This is a genomic window from Bacillus cereus group sp. BfR-BA-01522, assembly GCF_022662635.1.
GTDB classification, from domain to species: Bacteria; Bacillota; Bacilli; order Bacillales; family Bacillaceae_G; genus Bacillus_A; species Bacillus_A cytotoxicus.
The window spans coordinates 16,701-35,493 of record NZ_JAKUDY010000017.1; the positions used below are offsets into that span (position 1 = coordinate 16,701).

The window sequence follows — 18,793 nt, forward strand, 5'->3', positions numbered from 1 at the left end:
AAAAAGCATTATATAGTGTCAACGTTTATTTTTTAGGAAGAGCAGACGAATTTCTCAGAAATGCTAATCGTTGACATGACTTTCGTTTGAGGTGTATCTTAAAATCAAGCGTATTTATGACTATTTTTCGCCCATAGGGGGGAGACTTTGTGATTCAAACGAAACAAAAAGACTTGCAAGAAGTACTCACTACAGCGATTGAAAAGAGTACAAATGAACAGACATTGGTTAGTTTTGTAAAACAAATAGATTGGATAGATCCGTTGCTGTTTTATGCGGCAGGAAAAAGGATTGCATCCGAGCATAGATGTTATTTTGCAGATCCAGCAGAGCGCGTTATATTTGCGGGGATTGGTTCTGTTTTCAACATAGTAAACTCTTCAAATGCACGCTTTCAAGATGCTCGTCAGCAGTGGAACAGAGTACAAGAGAAGGCGGTTATTCAAAGAGAAGCGTATGAATTTGGGACAGGTCCGCTTTTATTTGGCGGTTTTTCATTTGATCCAGAAAAGGAACAAACGGAGCTTTGGAAGGAATTTAAAGATACAACATTTTCATTGCCAGCCTTTTTATTAACAGTAAAAAACGAAAAAGCATGGCTTACGATAAATACTTTTGTTTCGGCTAAAGATTCTGCGGATAAGAAATATGAAGAAATTTCTTCTTTAGAGGAAAGAATTTTACAAGAAAGTGAATATCCGCTTGAAGAATCGCGATTAACGGTTACTTCTAAAGTGGAAGTAGACCCGCAAGGATGGATGCATGCAATTGAAAAAGTACAAGAGGAAATGAGAAAGGGAAACATACAGAAAGTGGTATTAGCGCGAGAACTTAAATTAGAAATAGACCAACAAATTGATTCTGCTCGCGTGCTAGAAGCACTTCGTATTGGACAGCCGGATTGCTATGTATTTTCTTTTGATTATAAAGGAGCGTGCTTCTTAGGAGCGACACCGGAACGATTAATCCGTAAAGAAGGGAATAAGTTCACTTCTATGTGCCTTGCTGGATCAATTGGGCAGGGGAATTCTATAGAAGAGAGTCAAAAAAATGGCGAAATGCTCCTTCATGATGAAAAGAATTTAGTAGAGCATGGTTATGTAGTAAATATGATCCGTAGTGTATTACAGGAACATTGCGAATTTGTTAATATTCCAGAGAGTCCAGGATTATTAACAACGAAAAATTTAATTCATTTATATACACCTGTTGAAGCGGAGGGGGATGCTTCCCTTTTAACATTGGTAGAAGAATTGCATCCAACGCCAGCTCTTGGTGGCACACCTCGTCACGTAGCGATGAAATTAATTCGTGATGTTGAATTATTAGATAGAGGATTGTACGGGGCACCAATCGGTTGGATGGATGAGCAAGGGAACGGAGAATTTGCAGTGGCATTGCGCTGTGGATTATTAAATGGTGAAAAGGCATCCTTATTTGCGGGCTGTGGCATTGTAATGGATTCTGTCCCACAGCTTGAATATGAAGAGACAAGTTTGAAGTTTAGACCGATGCTTGGTGCTTTGGAGGAATTGATGAAATGAATAATCATATAGAAGCATTATCATATTATTTAGGCGCGTTTGTTGACGAACTAGCGCGTCTAAATGTATGTGATGTTGTCATTAGTCCAGGCTCGCGATCAACACCGCTAGCCTTATTAATGGAGCAGCATGAACAAATAAAAACATATTTACACGTAGATGAACGATCCGCGGCCTTTTTCGCGCTCGGTATGGCGAAAGCGAAAAAACAGCCTGTGGCGATATTATGTACGTCGGGAACAGCCGCAGCAAATTATTATCCAGCTGTTTGTGAAGCGTATCATGCAAGAGTACCCCTACTCGTTTTAACTGCAGATAGACCGCATGAATTGAGAGATGTAGGAGCACCGCAGGCAATGAATCAATTCAATTTATACGGCTCATTTGTGAAACAATTTATGGAAATGGCACTTCCAGAAGCGAGAGAGCCAATGTATCAATATGTTCGCATGGCAGCTGGACGTGCTGTGGCAAGTGCATCTTTTGCACCAATGGGACCTGTCCATATGAACTTCCCACTTCGCGAACCACTTATTCCAGACTTTTCGTTAGATGGATTGTGGGAACAAGGGTGCGGAGAATATACGAATAGGGTTCAACAAGGAAGCATGACGCTAACGAGTGAATATATCCGTTCTCTTATAAAGCGCCTTTCACGTCTAGAAAAGGGGCTTATTGTTTGTGGAGACGATAGTCACCTAGAGCTTGTAGAAGTGATTGCGGAGTTTGCGGAGAAAACAGGATACCCAGTTTTAGCGGACCCACTTTCAAATCTTCGGACTGGAAGCCATAATCAAACAATGATTATCGATTGCTATGATACCTTTTTGCGAAATGAATTATTAAAAGATACGTGGAAGCCAGATATCATCATCCGTTTTGGTGGTATGCCTGTATCAAAAGCATTAACGCAATATATAAAAAAACAAGAGAGTGCTGTTCATATCATTGTAGATGAATCTGGAAAGTGGCGAGACCCAGCTTTAATGACAACAGAAGTTGTTTCTGCAAGCGATGTGGCATTTTGCAAAGCGATGACAGAACATATGCAAAAACGAGAACAGAATGACTGGTTCAAAAAATGGAAACATATAAACGATAAAACAAAGGAAACACTTCGTGAAGTTGAAGCATATGATACTGCTTTTGAAGGAAAAGTGATTACAGATATTGTTCGTATATTACCAGAAGGTGCGACATTATTTGTAAGTAACAGTATGCCAATTCGTGATGCAGATACATTTTTATTTACAAACGAGAAAAAAATACATGTGATGGCCAATCGTGGTGTGAATGGTATTGATGGAATTATTTCCACTGCATTAGGAGCAAGCACTGTTTGTGAACCACTTGTATTAGTAATTGGTGATTTATCATTTTATCATGATTTAAATGGTCTTTTAGCAGCGAAATTACATGATTTAAATATAACTATTGTTGTTGTGAATAATGATGGTGGAGGTATTTTTTCATTCTTACCACAATATGAGTCAAAAGAGCATTTTGAATCGCTATTTGGAACACCGCTTGGTCTTGATTATGAGCATGTTGTAAAGATGTACGGTGGTTCATTTGTTCGCGTAAGTGGCTGGGAAGCATTTCGTGAGGAAGTACAAAAAGGAATAATAGAAAGAGGATTACATGTTGTGGAAATTTGTACGAATCGAGAAGAAAATGTACAGTTGCATCGTAAATTGTGGGCAAAATCCGTAATAGAAATCAAAGACATGTTGCAAGGTGACACGGAATGAAAGTAACACTAGAAGGTGTGGCGTATGAATATGAAGTGGCTGGAAGTGGGGAGGCATTATTGCTCCTTCATGGTTTTACAGGAAGCATGGAAACATGGCGGTCATTTCTTCCTTTATGGAGCAAACAGTTTCAAGTGATCACTGTTGATATTGTAGGACATGGGAAAACGGAAAGCCCTGAAAGCCTAGTTCATTATGATATTCAAAATGTGGCGGTGCAGATGACAAAGTTGCTCGATCACTTGCAAATTGAAAAGGCGCATATACTTGGATATTCAATGGGCGGAAGACTTGCCATTACAATGTCGTGTTTGTATCCGGAGCGCGTAAAATCACTTATATTAGAAAACTGTACAGCTGGGCTCGAAACAGAGGCGGACAGAAAAGCACGCCGCATGAAGGATGAACAATTGGCAGAGCGAATTGAATTAGAAGGAATCGAAGTCTTCGTAAATCATTGGGAAAACATACCTTTATTTGCAACGCAAAAAACATTGCCACAAGCCATAAAGCAGGCAGTAAGAAAAGAGCGGCTCGCAAATCATCCGAGGGGACTTGCAAATAGTTTAAGAGGTATGGGGACAGGCGCTCAGCCTTCTTGGTGGAATGAGCTGGCAGGACTGAAGATGCCTGTTCTGTTACTAAGTGGAGAGTATGACAAAAAGTTTTTTTTAATCTTAAAAAATATGCAAAAACGCATCCGAAACGCGAAATTTGTCAAAATTGATAAAGCAGGCCATGCAATTCATGTGGAACAACCGCAAAAGTTTGGTACAATAGTAGAGGGATTTTTAAAAACCATACGGTGATGCTTTCTTTTTTTAGAGAAAGTTGAACTTATATTAGCACAACAAAAAGGAGGTAAGAGTAATGGCTATCGAATGGATAAAAGAAGGCAATTACGAAGATATTATTTATTCCACATACAATGGTATCGCAAAGATTTCGATTAATCGCCCTGAAGTACATAACGCATTCCGTCCTGAAACGGTAATGGAGTTAATCGATGCTTTTGCACATGCGCGTGATGATGAAAATATCGGCGTTATCATTTTAACTGGTGAAGGTGGACGTGCATTCTGTTCTGGCGGCGACCAAAAAGTTCGCGGTCATGGTGGATATGTAGGAGGAGACAAAATTCCTCGATTAAACGTATTAGACTTACAACGTTTAATCCGTGCAATTCCGAAACCAGTTATCGCAATGGTAGCAGGTTATGCAATTGGTGGTGGACACGTACTTCATATTGTATGTGATTTAACAATTGCGGCAGACAACGCAGTATTTGGACAAACTGGTCCGAAAGTAGGAAGCTTTGATGGTGGATACGGTGCTGGTTATTTAGCTCGCATGGTAGGTCATAAGAAAGCTCGTGAAATTTGGTATTTATGTCGCCAATATAACGCACAAGAAGCGCTTGATATGGGCTTAATTAATACAGTTGTACCACTAGATCAATTAGAAGAAGAAACAGTAAAATGGGCAGAAGAAATTTTAGAAAAGAGCCCAATGGCATTACGTTTCTTAAAAGCTGCATTCAACGCAGACACGGACGGCCTAGCTGGTATTCAACAACTAGCGGGAGACGCAACGTTATTGTATTACACAACTGACGAAGCAAAAGAAGGTCGTGACGCGTTCAAAGAAAAACGCCGTCCAGACTTCGGACAATTCCCTCGTTTCCCTTGATCAAAAGCGGAATCGAATGTCTATCCCTGACGGCTAATGTTCTTTCGCATGAAGAGTAATTTTTACTTTCCCATGCGGAAGTAGCTCGTTCAGAATAAGAGACTTGATACACATCAAGTCTCTTTCTTTCATGGAAGGAGAATTGGAAATGGAGACAATGCCCAATTGGCTAATGCAACGTGCATTTTTAACACCGGATCGCATCGCAATTGAAACAAAAGAGGAGAAAATTACTTTCTTCGCATTACATGAAAAAGTAGTATCTGTTTGTGAAAACCTTGCTTACTTACAAATAAAAAAAGGTCAAAAAGTGGCTGTTCTGATGAAAAATGGTATGGAAATGATTGCAGTGATTCATGCACTATCTTATATAGGAGCTATAGCTGTATTACTAAATACACGTCTTTCAAGAGAAGAGCTACTTTGGCAAATGGAAGATGCTGAAGTGATTTGCTTATTAACTGATCAAATATTTGAACCAGAGCAGGTGCCTGTCTACACATTTGAGGAAGTGGAGAACGGACCAAAGCAGTCTGTGGTGATTCAAGAGGAATTTTCTTTAGCAGAGGCAATGACAATCATTTATACATCTGGAACAACGGGCAAGCCAAAAGGAGTTATTTTAACATATGGGAACCATTGGGCAAGTGCTGTGGGTTCTTCGCTGAATTTAGGGCTTCGCGATGATGATTGTTGGTTAGCATGTATGCCAATGTTTCATGTAGGCGGATTATCTCTTTTAATGAAAAACATTATGTACGGTATGCGAGTATTGTTAGTTCCCAAATATGACCCAGATTTTATTCATCAAGCCATTCAAACAAAAGGGGTAACCATTATATCAGTTGTTGCAAAGATGTTGACAGATTTGTTAGAGAGACTGGAAAATGAAACATATCCAAGCTCTTTACGCTGCATGTTATTAGGCGGAGGACCGGCACCAAAGCCCCTTTTAGAAGCATGTGTACAAAAAGGAATTCCAGTATATCAAACATATGGAATGACAGAAACATCTTCACAAATTTGTACGCTTTCTGCTGATTATATGTTAACGAAAGTTGGTTCTGCAGGGAAACCTCTTTTCCCATGTCAACTTCGCATTGAGAAGGACGGTAAGGTTATGCCTGCAAATGTAGAAGGAGAAATTGTTGTGAAAGGTCCTAACGTCACACGAGGATATTTTAAGCGTGAAGATGCAACGCGTGAAACAATTGTAGATGGTTGGCTTCATACTGGTGATCTTGGTTATGTAGACGACGAAGGATTTTTATATGTATTAGATCGTCGCAGTGATTTAATTATTTCAGGTGGCGAAAACATTTATCCTGCGCAAATTGAAGAGGTATTACTTTCTCATCCGCTCGTTTTAGAAGCAGGTGTCGTTGGAAAGTCTGATGAAACATGGGGACAAGTACCTGTTGCATTTGTTGTAAAAGCGGGGCAGGTTACCGAGGAAGAAATGATTCATTTTTGCGAAGAGAAATTGGCAAAGTATAAGGTGCCAAAAGCGGTTTATTTTTTACATGAGTTACCGCGTAATGCTTCAAAAAAATTATTAAGACGTGAACTAAGGCAGCTTTTGGAGGAGAAATAAATGAGAATTAACAAGGCAACGCTCTATGTAACAGAAATGCCGCTTGTTATTCCTTTTGCTGCGAGTTATGGCACATATGAAAGACGGGAAAGCATTGTAGTTGAATTGGAGGATACGGACGGATATATCGGGTTTGGAGAAGTTGTCGCCTTTTCAGAACCGTGGTATACGGAAGAAACAATCACAACAGCACTTCATATGCTTCGAGATTTTTTATTGCCAGATTTGCTAAAGCTTGAAATTATGCACCCAGATGAAATTCCTAGTCTCTTTCAACATATAAAACGGAACCATATGGCGAAAGCAGGAATAGAAGGGGCTGTATGGGACTTATATGCGAAACGTCATAATCAGTCATTAGCAACTTTACTTGGGGGAACACAGCCAGAAATTGAAGTAGGGGTTGTAGTCGGGTTAGATACAGTTCCCAATATGTTGAAACGAATTGAAACGTACGCAGAAGAAGGGTATCAGCGCTTTAAAGTGAAAATTAAGCCGGAACTTGATTATGAATTGCTAAAGGAAATACGAAGAGTTTTTCCAAAGATACCACTTATGGCAGATGCGAATTCTGCGTATACGTTAGCGGATATTGAGCGGTTAAAAAGGCTGGATGAATTTCAATTAATGATGATTGAGCAGCCGTTAGCGGATAACGATTTTTTGGATCACGCCAAGCTTCAAAAACAAATGGAAACCCCCATTTGTTTAGATGAAAGTATTCATAGCTTGGAAGATGCAAGAGTAGCAATTACACTTGGAAGTTGTCGCATTATGAATATTAAGCCGGGCCGAGTGGGAGGACTTACGGAATCCATTCAAATTCATGATTATTGTAGGAATCATAACATTCCAGTTTGGTGCGGCGGTATGGTTGAAATGGGAATTTCACGCGCACAAAATATTGCATTAGCATCGCTTCCAAACTTTACGATTCCAGGAGATATTTCTGCTTCTAATAGACATTGGGAGAAGGATATTATTTTGCCAGAAGTAACGCTTCAGAATGGAAAAGTGATTGTTCCGAAAGCTACTGGGCTTGGATATGCTGTGAACCGCGAGAGATTAGAGGAAATAACAAAGCAACATATTATATATAAGAGATAAAAAAAGGATTCATATAGCGGATCCTCTTTTTCTTTGTACATAAGAGCACAAGCCCGTTTTTGTGCCAAACAAGCTTCCCATTTGCCCCAAAAACATAATATAAATTGAATCCCCTCATTTAGAGCAAGATTGGAGATCTTGTTACGAATGATAGTAAAGGAGGAATAGAGCAAATGAGTGAAAAGTGCGATAACAGACATGGGCATGGACATCATGGTTGCGGAGGCGGCTTTGCGCTTTTAATTGTATTGTTTATTCTGTTAATTATTATCGGAGCTAGCTGCTTCGGCGGTGGCTACGGCGGCTATTGCGGATATGGCGGATATGGTTACGGCTGCTAACAAAAACTATTAAAAATAGCCTTGTGTGTGACGCACAAGGCTATTTTATTCATAATCTAATAGGATGTGATAATTTTTGCATAGAGAGAGAAGTAAAAAGAAAAAGAGAATTTCAACCGATCCAAAAATCGTTAGCACAACTGTGATTTCAGCAGATAAGGATAAGCCTAATATATCTTGCAGCATCTTTGTTGCAAAAAATGTATGAATAGAAGCCATAATATATGGAACAAAGAATAAGATGGCAAGCTGAATGGTAACAGATTGTTTCATCTCGTATTCTGTTAAACCGATTTTGGTAATGGTAATATATTTTTCATGTTCAGTTGCTAAATCGGTGTACATACGGAAATAAAGAACACTTCCAGCACCGATGAAAAAGATTACACCAAGGAATGTACCAATTAAGAAAAAAGAGGCAACTCCTAATTGATACAGTGAATTGCTGGTCTCAGTAGCATGAAATGGAGGATGCTCCGTCTGAACGGATTCGAGATCATGCTGAACGTTTTTCATGTATGAATTGTTTTTGTGATGTTCCTAAAACAGTTAAGATGCCAAATTGTTTCTTGCGTACTTTTAAAAAGGTACCAATAGAATATAGCAAAAAGAAAAAGGAGAGGAAGAGAATGACAACTTCGGAAGTAGCTATCAAGATGTTAAGGGCTTGATTGAGTTCACTATTTTTAAGTTTAGGATGAAATAAATACACAGCAAAGGAAAATGCACTACTTACAAAGTAAGCAAAATAAGCTCTCGAATTGCGCGTTACATTTTTAAATGCAAATTGCAAAAACGTCATCCGCGTCTTCCGCCAAGCAATGCTAATACATCTAATATTTCTTGATAGAACTTCTCACGATACAATCCGCGATGTAATTCATTATAAAGCTCTCCATCTTTAATGAAGATAACGCGATTGCAATAACTTGCGGCAAAAGGATCATGCGTTACCATTAAAATCGTAGCATTCTCTTCTTTATTGAGTTTTGTAAACAATTCCATAACATCGATGGCTGCTTTTGAATCTAGGTTTCCCGTCGGTTCATCTGCAAGTAGAAGAGATGGATGATGAATGACCGCACGAGCTACTGCAGTTCGCTGGGCTTGTCCACCAGAAACCTCAAAAATTCGTTTATCTAAAATATGATCAATTCCAAGTTTCTTTGAGATACTATCAAGTTTTTCATCCATTTCTTTTAAAGGAACATTGTCTAGCGTTAATGGTAAGACAATATTTTCTCCAATTGTTAATGTGTCTAAAAGATTAAAGTTTTGAAAGACAAACCCTAGTTCTTGACGGCGGAATACAGCAAGCTTTTCACGCCGGAACGTATGCGGCTGTTTGCCATTAATAAATACTTCACCAGCAGTAGGAGAATCAATCGTTGAAATTACATTTAAGAAAGTGGACTTTCCACTCCCAGAAGGCCCCATAATGGCAACAAACTCTCCTTTATCTACATGTAAATTAATATTTTTTAAAGCAGTATGAGGGACCTTACCCTCATACACTTTTGAGACATTTTTTATATGCAATACTTCTTCCATAAGAATTCACCTTTCTATTTTTTAAAGCTTAATGTGCTGCGATAACTTTTGTATATACAAGGAACGAATTAAGAAGAAAAAGAGAATCTCGACCATTCCAAATATAATGAGAACAACTGTAACTTCAGTAAATAATGATAAGTTTATCACTTCTTGTAGCATTTTCGTTGCAAACATTGTATGGATGGAAGCCATAATATAAGGAACAAAAAACAAGATAGCAAGTTGAATCGTAGCCGATTGCTGCATCTCTAATTCGGTTAGACCAATTTTGGTAATGGTAATATACTTTTCATGTTCATTTGCTAAATCGGTGTACATACGGAAATAAAGAACACTTCCAGCTCCGATAAAGAAAATGACACCAAGGAACGTACCAATTAAGAAGAAGGAAGCAGCACCTAATTTAATTTGATATAATGTATCACTTGCTTCTTCCATCATATATAAAGGCTCTTCCGATGCAATACTTTTTCGATCTGCCGTTAATTTATCAAGGTATTCCCTAGCGATTACGTGTGTCCTTTCCCAATCTTGTACAGCAAAGTTATATAGTGTCATATGCTTCATATGGCTGGATAATGCATGGACAGTATCATCAGATAAAATTAGTAATTGTGATGTTAATCCAGTCGGTATTACACTGAATGTTTCATATCCTTTTATTTGTAATGTAAGTGAAGCCTGGGACAGCGTAATGTTTGTTTGCTTGAGATCTTTTTGCAGAGGGCTCAATACATTTTGATAACCATGCCCAGGTAGTACATATGTTTCATTGTCTTTTACAAAAAGGTGTTTCAAGCCTAAAGCATCTGCCAGTTTATTATAATCACTTTCCTTTAGTACATATGCAGTTCGGTCGTATGAGATGGTTTCGTCTTTTTGCAATGAAATTTCATATAGATCAGTTTTCAATTTTTTATAGGAAAACTGTTCTTCACTAAGTCGTTTTTCTAGCCAATTCATATGCTGTGAGGCAAATGGATTGGCATCATATGAAATATAAGTGAAAGGAAATGGCTTATTGTTTGCTACATCAAATTTCATAAATTTTCCTAATCCATATATGAATGTAATCATTGTAAATGCAAGGGCGGAGAGCATTGCTACAATAAAGAGCATATTAATATTGGTTCGAATACGACTTGCTAAATCAGAAATCCACAGCATATTAATCCGTTTCATATAAAATTTTCTTTGTCTTTTTAATATACGAATCAGCAGGAAACTAATTTGAGAAAAGAAAAGGTATGTTCCAATCGTAACGAGTGCTGGAATAACAAAAACGCTAGAAGCAATGTATATGGTTCCGATTTCTAAGCCGAGTGATAGAAAGTATTTTGGATTGCCAGCTAATATATATATCCTAAAAGTAAACAAGTAATACCAAAAAGAGAAATAAATATAGAAGGCTTACGTTCCTTCTGCTTCATATTCCCTTCTTTTAGTAAGCGTACTGCTTTTCTTGTTCGAATAAGCATAGGAGTAAAAGTTGAGACAACAATAAAGAGACCAAGAAAGATTGTTATAGTTAAAATAATCGCACCAGTGGGCCAATATAAGTATAGACCAGATGCGTGTGTGATTTTGGCTGTTACAAGCAAGAAAAATTGTGAAAAAACGAGTCCGAATTGTATCCCAAAAAAGATAGACAATCCTCCAATTAACATATTTTCCATAAATATAAGACGCTTTAATTGTCTTTGTGAGATCCCTAAGACGGTTAAAATACCAAACTGTTTTTTGCGCACTTTTAAAAAAGTACCGATGGAATAAAGCAGGAATAAAAATGAGAAACCGACAATAATCACTTCTGATAAAATCATTAAGCTTGTTACGGCATCTGATGTACTCATATTTTGTAATCGAGGATGAAATAAATACACTGCAAATGAAAAGAAAGTGGCAATGGAAAACGCACTACTTACAAAATAAGCGAAATAAGCTCTTGAGTTACGTGTTACATTTTTTAATGCGAATTGCCAAAATGTCATGCTGTATGCCTCCTTATAAAAGAACAAAAAATCTTGCTGTAAAAAGTGTATGAGAATGAATCCTCATACACTTTTGTGAAATATGCTATTGTCATGTACTTATCACCGTCTTATTTTCATCAGATACGTTATTTACAGCATGATGGAAAATAATTTTAATAGAAGTGCCTTTGCCTACTTCAGAATCGAGCGTTACGGAATGGCCTAAATAATCACAAATTTTGCTTACAATATAAAGGCCCATGCCGGTAGACTCTCCGAATGTGCGACCATTTTTTCCAGTATAAAATGGTTCGAATACTCTGCGAATATCTTCTTTTGGAATACCGACACCTTCATCGCGCACTTCTAAAACAATGTTTGTCCCATTAGAATAGGCAGATAAGAAAACTTTTTTCCCATGCTCTCCCGAATAGCGGACAGCATTTGTCATTAATTGATAAATGATGAAATTCAACCATTTCGCGTCAGAAGCAACTTTAAAATCAGAGTGCACTTCTAACACGGGGAAGACTCCATTGCGAATCAATAGCTCTTTTAATCCATTAATATTTTTCGTTACAATCTCTTTCAATGATATGGTTTCAACATGGAAGTCTTCGTGGAAGTTATTTAATCTTGCCATATATAATGCCATATCAAGTCCTTGATTTAATCTATCGAGTTCCTTTTTAAACTTAGGAATTAATTGCTCATCTTCCATTTCTAGAACCATAAGCTGCATAACAGAAACGGGAGTTTTCATTTGATGTACCCAGTGATTAATAAATAATTGATGTTCCTGTTGTTTTACTTCATACGTTTGCAATTCTTTTTGAAACAAACGATATTGTGTGCGAACAAGCTCGTTTACACTATGAGGCATAGGAGCTGTTGCTCTTTCAATAAATGCATCTTCCAGTTTATCGGGTGGTTCACTTAAACGATGATACATTCTCCGATTGCGAACATAGCGATAAGCAAGGAAGCAAATAAATAAATATAAACTTAGTACGATAAAATAAAATTTGTTATTTTGAAATCCATCGACAGCGTCATATAATATGAAAATGATACCGAAATTTAAAGCATATAGTAGAAAAAATGCAAAATGATCACGTAAAAATAACCTCATGCTTATTCACTCCAAGTTGCATTTAAGCGATATCCCAATCCGCGCACAGTTTCAATTCCATTTTGAATGCCAAGTTCATTAAACTTCTTACGAAGGCGTGTAATATTTACATTTAATGTATTTTCTTCCACGAAGCTTTCATCATCCCAAAGTGCAGCTAGTAAATCTTCACGGCTTGCTGTGCGTGGGAACTTCGCTAGAAGCATTTCTGCCAAAATGGCCTCTTTTTTTGTAAGAAGAACTTGCTCAGCTTTAAAGTGCATTTCTGGTCGTTCCGGGAATAATTTTAATCCTTCTACTTCAACGATTCGTTCAGAAATATTTGGTGCATAATCGCCATAAATCCGTCGTAATTGTCCCTTTATTTTTGCCATCACAACGTCATAGTGGAATGGTTTTGTAATGTAATCATCCGCACCGCTTTCAATTGCCATAATTTGTTCCATCTCACCTGCACGAGCAGAGATGAAAATGATAGGACAGGTTGATTCATGACGAATTTGACGACACCAGTAAAAACCATCGAATTTAGGTAAATTAACATCAAGTAAGACAAGATGTGGATTTACAGCGTTAAATGATTCTAGAATATCATCGAAATTTTCCGCAATAACAGCTTCATAACCATATTTTTGAATATGAGATTGAAGCAAAGATGAAATATTTGGATCGTCTTCAACGATTAAAACTGTATACATATGTATATTCCTCCTCCAAAAGCCATTGTAGCTATAGTGTAACATGTGTTTCTTGTCTTTTCATTATGTTGCAATAAGTGCTACTAAACAGTATAGGACAAAAGTGGAAAAAGTAAAAAGATACATGTGAATCATTTACAATTATTTATTGTTGGTTAGATATTTAGATAAATATCTAAATGTCTAATTATTGATTCGCATCACTTAAAACTGCTGAATTTATTCAAGATGAAAAAAGAGGACAATTCGTTGTTTACTCTTTAAACACGACTGTATTTCCAGATTTATTAGCGTGGGTGTTTACGTTTACGACTAAAGGGGGAGAGGGAAAATGAAAAGCTGTTTTTCCTTCTAGGGGAAGAACAGCTTTTTTACTTTTACAAAGTTTGGATTCTAGAGTAGCAGGAAGGAAATAACCGCATTTAACATTCCATGTACAATGATATAGGTGCTGTTTAATCTTACAGAAATGTAATGTTCCTGTAAGAAGAATGAATGGATGGTTCTTGATCCTTGGTGTTACAGTAGTAAAGTAGTTATTTCGCAAAGCTGTATTTCGTTTTCTTCTACTAAAAGCCCTTACATAACTGACCTCTTTTTGTAAGAAACATCGATAGTGGCAAAAGTAGAGAGTAGATAGAGTGGAAAGAAAGAATAGAAGAAACGAGGAATGATAGATGAAAACAGTGCTAGAAGCAAGAAATATAAAAAAAATATATGATACAGGTGGAAATCAATTTGAAGCGTTAAAGAGCATTCATTTGGAAGTAAAAGAAGGTGAGTTCGTTGGAATTATGGGACCATCTGGTTCCGGTAAGACGACTCTTTTAAATGTTCTTTCTACAATTGATCATGCGACGAGCGGTGAGATTTTCATTGATGGAAGTGATATTGTAAAGATGAATGATGATACATTGGCTTTATTTCGCCGCAATCATTTAGGTTTCATTTTCCAAGAGTATAATTTACTAGATTCGTTAACAGTAAAAGAGAATATTGCGTTACCACTTGCATTATCAAAGATAAAAGCAAATGAAATTGACCGACGCGTACTTGAAATTGCGAAGAAGTTTGGAATTGATCATATTTTAAATCAATTTCCTTATCAAATATCTGGCGGACAAAAGCAACGCTGCGCAGCTTCTCGTGCTATTGTTACAAATCCAAGTATGATTTTTGGAGATGAGCCAACAGGGGCGCTTGATTCAAAAGCAGCGACTGATTTATTAGAAAGTATGAAATCATTGAATGAATATGATCATGCAACAATTTTAATGGTTACACATGATGCCTTTGCGGCAAGTTATTGTAAACGTGTTATCTTCATGAAAGATGGACAATTATATAAGGAATTACACCGTGGTGAGTTAGATTGTAAACAATTTTTCCAACAAGTTGTAGATGTAATGTCTGCTATTTCTGGAGGATCGGCCCACAACATTATCTAGCGTCGCTTTTTATAACATACAGCGGAAATTTAAAGGAATGAACAAATAGGATCATTCCGTTTCGATTCAGTTGATTCATACTATTAAATATTTGGTTTATAAATGGAGAAAGACTTTGCGGGTGTGCGCAAAGTCTTTTTTACTTCTTCATAAAATCTTAAGAATTTTTGATGCTATTTTTTAAAAAATGATTGATACACTTTGGCTATATGAAATGATATTGAAACAATTGTAGAAATGGCGACGAAGTATGGAATTTATTTCGGTGGTATTATTTTTAGCATTGCTAGTATTTCGTATTTGTGTATACAGAAAAAAAGTACGGTAGTAAATAAATAGGAATGAAATGTTTAAAACTACGTATTTTGTGATATCCTTCATAATAAACTAGCTCCTTTCGTAATGTAGCTCTGATTTGGTTTGTTTTTTATAGTTATTCAGTGTAACCAAATTAACCTACGAAATTACGGGTAAGGAGCTAGTTTCGTTCATGATAACTTTATCGCACGGTATTAGAGTTATAAATCATTGTAAAATGCCCAGGTAACAATTCAATGTGGCATGGTGTGTGCAGGGCACTTTCTCCATCTGTATCCACTTCTTTTTCCTCTTTCGTTTCAATGCGAATAGATTTTGCTTGTGCATGAAAAATATCATTTTCATCAGTGTCTTCAAAGAGTTTCTTGTTAATATAATCTCTAAATGCTTGGAAACCTGTTGATCTTACAGCAAAAATATCAAGGGAACCATCATCACATTGTACATTCGGAATGAAGGAAGGAATTCCACCAAGATATTCTCCATTTCCTATCATTACTAAGACAGCTTCATCCTCGTATATTTGTCCATCATACGTAATCTTGACAGAGAAAGTATCAGCATTTTTAACGGTACGAAGTGTACTTAAATAGTAACCAATTTTCCCAAGCTTTGCTTTTTCCTCTGCGTCAATGTTATGAGATACTTCCGAAACAAGTCCAATTCCCCAAAAATTTAAGAAGTATTGGTCATTTGCTTTTGCAACATCAACTGGCTTTGTATCTCCTTTTACAATCACATTTGCTGCATGAGCAATATTTTGTGGAATGCCAAGTGTACGAGAGAAGTCATTACAAGTTCCTCCTGGAATAATGGCAAGAGTTGGTCTTATTTCAAGAGGAGCTAGTCCATTTGTACATTCAAAAACGGTTCCATCACCGCCAAAGACAATGATTAAATCAACTTCACTTGCAAATTCTCTACAATATTTTGTCGCATCTCCTTGCTCTTTTGTATGAAGGATTCGTAAGTCGGGAAAAGTGGCTGCTAGTGGCGGGACAATTTTTTCTAGATTTGTATGTAAATCACCTTGTCCTGCTTTTGGATTGACAATGAGTAGAACTTTTTCAAACTCTGTCTTATTCATTTGTATCTCTCCCTTTGCCTCTTTAGTAATAATGCATGATAGAAATACACTTTCTGGAAGTGTCAACTTACTTTTCTGTTACAACGGAAGCGATGTATGGCAAGTTACGATATTTTTCTGCGCAGTCAATACCGTATCCAACAATGAATTCATCAGGGATTTGGAATCCTACATATTCTGCTTGTAAGTCTACTTTACGACGTTCTGGCTTATCCAGTAATGTACAGAATTTCAATGTTTTTGGTTTATGCATGAAGAAGTGATCTTTTAAGAAATGAAGTGTTAAACCAGAATCAATAATATCTTCTACAACAATGACATTTTTCCCGGTAATATTGACATCGATATCTTTTAGTAATTTAACTTTCCCCGTTGTTTCCGTTTGGTTACCATAGCTAGATGCAGAGATAAAATCAATAGTTACATCGTTTTTAATATGACGAATTAAATCAGCGGCAAAGACGAAAGAACCTTTTAATACAGCAATAATAATGATTTCTTCTCCAGCAAAATCACGCTCAATTTGGCTTGCTAATTCTTTGACTTTTGCCTGTAGTGTTTCTTCGGAGATTAATGTATCTTTTATTTTAATATTCATGAGAAGCCTCCTACGTTATAAAACTTATGAACATTTCGACTGTAAAGGATAGAGAAAGAAAAGTCAAAACATGATGATGAGAAGTGAAAATTCAATATTTTTTAACAAAATCCTCCGTAAAAGGTCTGATGATATGATATAATAGTGGTAAGGAAAACGTTTTCATGAAAGGTGAGAGTCATGAAAAAGAAACAGTACACAAGTGTTACATTTATAAAAGCATTATTTCTAACAATTGTTCTTGGGTTGCTAGCTTATATAATTGATATTCCTGTGCTTCGAGTTTCGTTAATTGGAATGACTTTAATTCTTGGAGCTATTTCTCATGGAATGATGCGTCAATTATATGAAGCGGGATTAAATAATAATAAAAAATAAAGTATAATGTAAGGCCTTCATTTATAAGAGATGGAGGTTTTTTTATCCCGCTATTTTAGGGCAGCCCGATTGGTGAGGGCTCATAATTAGTGGGGGATGAAGAAAACCACTACTGATTAAAGTTTCACTTTATTTCTTACAAAAATGTAAGGTGAATTGTAAGAATAATCGATAGTTGAGTAATATTATTTCGGGTACTATAAAAAGTGTAAGGAAAGAGACAAACCCATTTTAGGTAAATGTAGTTTTAGGCATTCTATGCGAAAAGGAGTAGGAGGGAATGAAGAAACGTTGGACAAACTTTGCTTTTCTATCTACTAGTAATACTATCATACTAGATGGAGAGATGACTCTTTCTCACTTATTTGATCAATCAGATGATGAAACTTCTTCAACATTTACAATGAGATGGTGTAAATGGGGCGAACATTGTAATTTGGAAGAAGGGACCCCTAATCAAGAGCAAAGAATCATCTTTACTAACCCTATTAAAGCATGGATTGTCCAATATCAGAAGTGTAACGTCAAAAATCACTTAAAGAAAACTGAGCCAAGACAATTTTCTTCGGATACTCCTATTCTAGAATTGCATGAAAGTAACAATTAAGTACTGAGACACGAAAAGGCACTGTAGAGAAAATCTACAGTGCCTTTTCCATTCTGTTCATAAAAAAGGTTGTAGAGAATTCTTTCTCTACAACTTAAAGAATAGCGTTTAGGCGCTCTTATTTTTTGAATGAATAGGATAAGCACGAATGCTTTGGAATAAACGTGGTGACGTTGTATATAGAAGCAATAGCAATACTGTACATAATGCAAAAGAAGCAAGCATTATACTACCATTTACAATGAAAGAGTATAGAAAGGCTGATTGTCCTTTTGGTGCGTATTGTCCCCAGAAAATAATTCCCGCAATAAAATGGCAGAAATAGCGTGCAAAACTGCCGATCAATGTTCCCAAGATTATATACAAGAGAACTTTTTTTCCTTGGTTATTTGAAATGGCTTTTTGAATTGAGCGATAAAATAAGCCAGCAAATCCAATAAAAGCAAAAGCAATGAAGTATTCAATAACCGCTTGTATTGGCGTTAAAATATAGGCATCTCCGAAGACAATTTGTAATAACCCCCAAATAAGCCCTCCTAAAAAGGCCATTTTGAATCCCCAGCGATACGCAATAATAAAAATAGGGATCATAGCAAATGAAACAGAACCGCCTGTTGGGATTTTAATTGATAATGGTAAAATGTCGATGATTAAGGCGAAGGCTGCGAGAATTGCAGATTCAATCATCGCTTGTAAATTGGTGTTACGCATGTTGACATTCCCCCTAAATCCAAGTTGCACAAAAAAGAATTATGTACCATAGGGAGATATAAAATACGTAATGAAGAAGAGGAGATGTATTTTAACGTTTGCACAATCCCTACATTAGCATTAACTAACAGGTTCTAAGGGTCGGAACAAATTGTTCCCTCTCAGCCATATAGCTCCCCCTGTGATAACGAAATTCTTTATTTGTTAAATTTATTTTAATCGAAATGGATGAGAAGGGCAAATGAATCTTGTATTGCCACTAT

17 protein-coding genes, 3 pseudogenes and 1 riboswitch are annotated in these 18,793 nt (G+C 36.7%); of the genes and pseudogenes, 11 read left to right on the top strand and 9 right to left on the bottom strand.

Going from position 1 to position 18,793, the window contains the following annotated elements; all coding sequences use genetic code 11:
- Positions 1 to 149 precede the first annotated feature (149 nt).
- The 7 genes from MR059_RS18590 to MR059_RS18620 all read left to right on the top strand — a co-directional run bounded on the left by MR059_RS18590 (position 150) and on the right by MR059_RS18620 (position 8,026).
- The gene (locus MR059_RS18590; RefSeq protein WP_012095948.1) at positions 150 to 1,544 is read left to right on the top strand and encodes an isochorismate synthase; all 1,395 of its coding nucleotides are present in this window, start codon (positions 150 to 152) and stop codon (positions 1,542 to 1,544) included.
- Entirely contained in the window at positions 1,541 to 3,295 is a 1,755-nt protein-coding gene (menD, locus tag MR059_RS18595) for a 2-succinyl-5-enolpyruvyl-6-hydroxy-3-cyclohexene-1-carboxylic-acid synthase (protein ID WP_012095947.1), read from the top strand. Before MR059_RS18590 ends, menD begins: the two co-directional genes overlap by 4 nt.
- Entirely contained in the window at positions 3,292 to 4,104 is an 813-nt protein-coding gene (gene menH, locus MR059_RS18600) for a 2-succinyl-6-hydroxy-2,4-cyclohexadiene-1-carboxylate synthase (RefSeq protein WP_012095946.1), read from the top strand. The genes menD and menH overlap by 4 nt, the downstream gene beginning before the upstream one ends.
- A 61-nt stretch (positions 4,105 to 4,165) precedes the next feature.
- Positions 4,166 to 4,984 carry a 1,4-dihydroxy-2-naphthoyl-CoA synthase gene (gene menB, locus MR059_RS18605; RefSeq protein ID WP_012095945.1) on the top strand — a complete coding sequence of 273 codons (819 nt, stop codon included), beginning with the start codon at positions 4,166 to 4,168 and terminating at the stop codon, positions 4,982 to 4,984.
- A 148-nt stretch (positions 4,985 to 5,132) separates the two neighbouring features.
- Positions 5,133 to 6,578, top strand: a complete 1,446-nt coding sequence (locus tag MR059_RS18610) for an o-succinylbenzoate--CoA ligase (RefSeq protein ID WP_242161936.1) — start codon at positions 5,133 to 5,135, stop codon at positions 6,576 to 6,578.
- Positions 6,579 to 7,685, top strand: coding sequence for an o-succinylbenzoate synthase (menC, locus tag MR059_RS18615; protein WP_012095943.1), 1,107 nt, complete (start codon positions 6,579 to 6,581; stop codon positions 7,683 to 7,685).
- A 173-nt stretch (positions 7,686 to 7,858) separates the two neighbouring features.
- Positions 7,859 to 8,026 (top strand): YjcZ family sporulation protein, encoded by a 168-nt coding sequence (locus tag MR059_RS18620; RefSeq protein WP_081428408.1) that lies wholly within the window; start codon positions 7,859 to 7,861, stop codon positions 8,024 to 8,026.
- A gap of 45 nt (positions 8,027 to 8,071) precedes the next feature.
- Here MR059_RS18620 and MR059_RS18625 read toward each other — a convergent pair.
- The 6 genes and pseudogenes from MR059_RS18625 to MR059_RS18650 all read right to left on the bottom strand — a co-directional run.
- Positions 8,072 to 8,509, bottom strand: a pseudogene (locus MR059_RS18625) (ABC transporter permease); the annotation flags it as partial.
- A gap of 13 nt (positions 8,510 to 8,522) precedes the next feature.
- Complete coding sequence (locus MR059_RS18630; RefSeq protein WP_041810093.1) at positions 8,523 to 8,828, bottom strand: FtsX-like permease family protein; 306 nt, start codon at positions 8,826 to 8,828, stop codon at positions 8,523 to 8,525.
- A complete protein-coding gene (locus tag MR059_RS18635; RefSeq protein WP_012095942.1) occupies positions 8,825 to 9,577 on the bottom strand; it encodes an ABC transporter ATP-binding protein in 753 nt (250 codons plus the stop codon). Before MR059_RS18635 ends, MR059_RS18630 begins: the two co-directional genes overlap by 4 nt.
- A gap of 21 nt (positions 9,578 to 9,598) precedes the next feature.
- Positions 9,599 to 11,571, bottom strand: a pseudogene (locus MR059_RS18640) (FtsX-like permease family protein).
- 91 nt (positions 11,572 to 11,662) lie between these two features.
- Positions 11,663 to 12,685: a sensor histidine kinase gene (locus tag MR059_RS18645; protein WP_012095940.1), complete on the bottom strand. Its 1,023-nt coding sequence runs from the start codon at positions 12,683 to 12,685 to the stop codon at positions 11,663 to 11,665.
- A 2-nt stretch (positions 12,686 to 12,687) separates the two neighbouring features.
- Positions 12,688 to 13,383, bottom strand: a complete 696-nt coding sequence (locus MR059_RS18650; protein WP_012095939.1) for a response regulator transcription factor — start codon at positions 13,381 to 13,383, stop codon at positions 12,688 to 12,690.
- 200 nt (positions 13,384 to 13,583) lie between these two features.
- On the opposite strand from MR059_RS18650, the pseudogene MR059_RS18655 reads away from it, so the two are divergent.
- Positions 13,584 to 13,718 (top strand): annotated as a pseudogene (locus tag MR059_RS18655) (transcriptional regulator); the annotation flags it as partial.
- A gap of 342 nt (positions 13,719 to 14,060) precedes the next feature.
- Positions 14,061 to 14,831 (top strand): ABC transporter ATP-binding protein, encoded by a 771-nt coding sequence (locus MR059_RS18660; protein ID WP_012095938.1) that lies wholly within the window; start codon positions 14,061 to 14,063, stop codon positions 14,829 to 14,831.
- Positions 14,832 to 15,330: 499 nt separating this feature from the next.
- On the opposite strand, the gene MR059_RS18665 is transcribed toward MR059_RS18660, so the two are convergent.
- Entirely contained in the window at positions 15,331 to 16,236 is a 906-nt protein-coding gene (locus tag MR059_RS18665; RefSeq protein WP_012095937.1) for a diacylglycerol/lipid kinase family protein, read from the bottom strand.
- Positions 16,237 to 16,303: 67 nt separating this feature from the next.
- The gene (gene hpt / locus MR059_RS18670; RefSeq protein WP_012095936.1) at positions 16,304 to 16,834 is read right to left on the bottom strand and encodes a hypoxanthine phosphoribosyltransferase; all 531 of its coding nucleotides are present in this window, start codon (positions 16,832 to 16,834) and stop codon (positions 16,304 to 16,306) included.
- A gap of 180 nt (positions 16,835 to 17,014) precedes the next feature.
- Between hpt and MR059_RS18675 the strand changes: the two genes are divergently transcribed.
- Both MR059_RS18675 and MR059_RS18680 read left to right on the top strand, forming a co-directional pair.
- Complete coding sequence (locus MR059_RS18675) at positions 17,015 to 17,212, top strand: hypothetical protein (RefSeq protein WP_012095935.1); 198 nt, start codon at positions 17,015 to 17,017, stop codon at positions 17,210 to 17,212.
- 280 nt (positions 17,213 to 17,492) lie between these two features.
- On the top strand, positions 17,493 to 17,819 hold the full coding sequence (locus tag MR059_RS18680) for a hypothetical protein (protein ID WP_041810091.1): 327 nt from the start codon (positions 17,493 to 17,495) through the stop codon (positions 17,817 to 17,819).
- A gap of 108 nt (positions 17,820 to 17,927) precedes the next feature.
- Here MR059_RS18680 and thiT read toward each other — a convergent pair whose 3' ends face one another.
- Positions 17,928 to 18,530 (bottom strand): energy-coupled thiamine transporter ThiT, encoded by a 603-nt coding sequence (gene thiT, locus MR059_RS18685; protein WP_012095934.1) that lies wholly within the window; start codon positions 18,528 to 18,530, stop codon positions 17,928 to 17,930.
- Between the two features lie 88 nt (positions 18,531 to 18,618).
- Positions 18,619 to 18,720, bottom strand: a riboswitch (TPP riboswitch).
- Positions 18,721 to 18,793 lie beyond the last annotated feature (73 nt).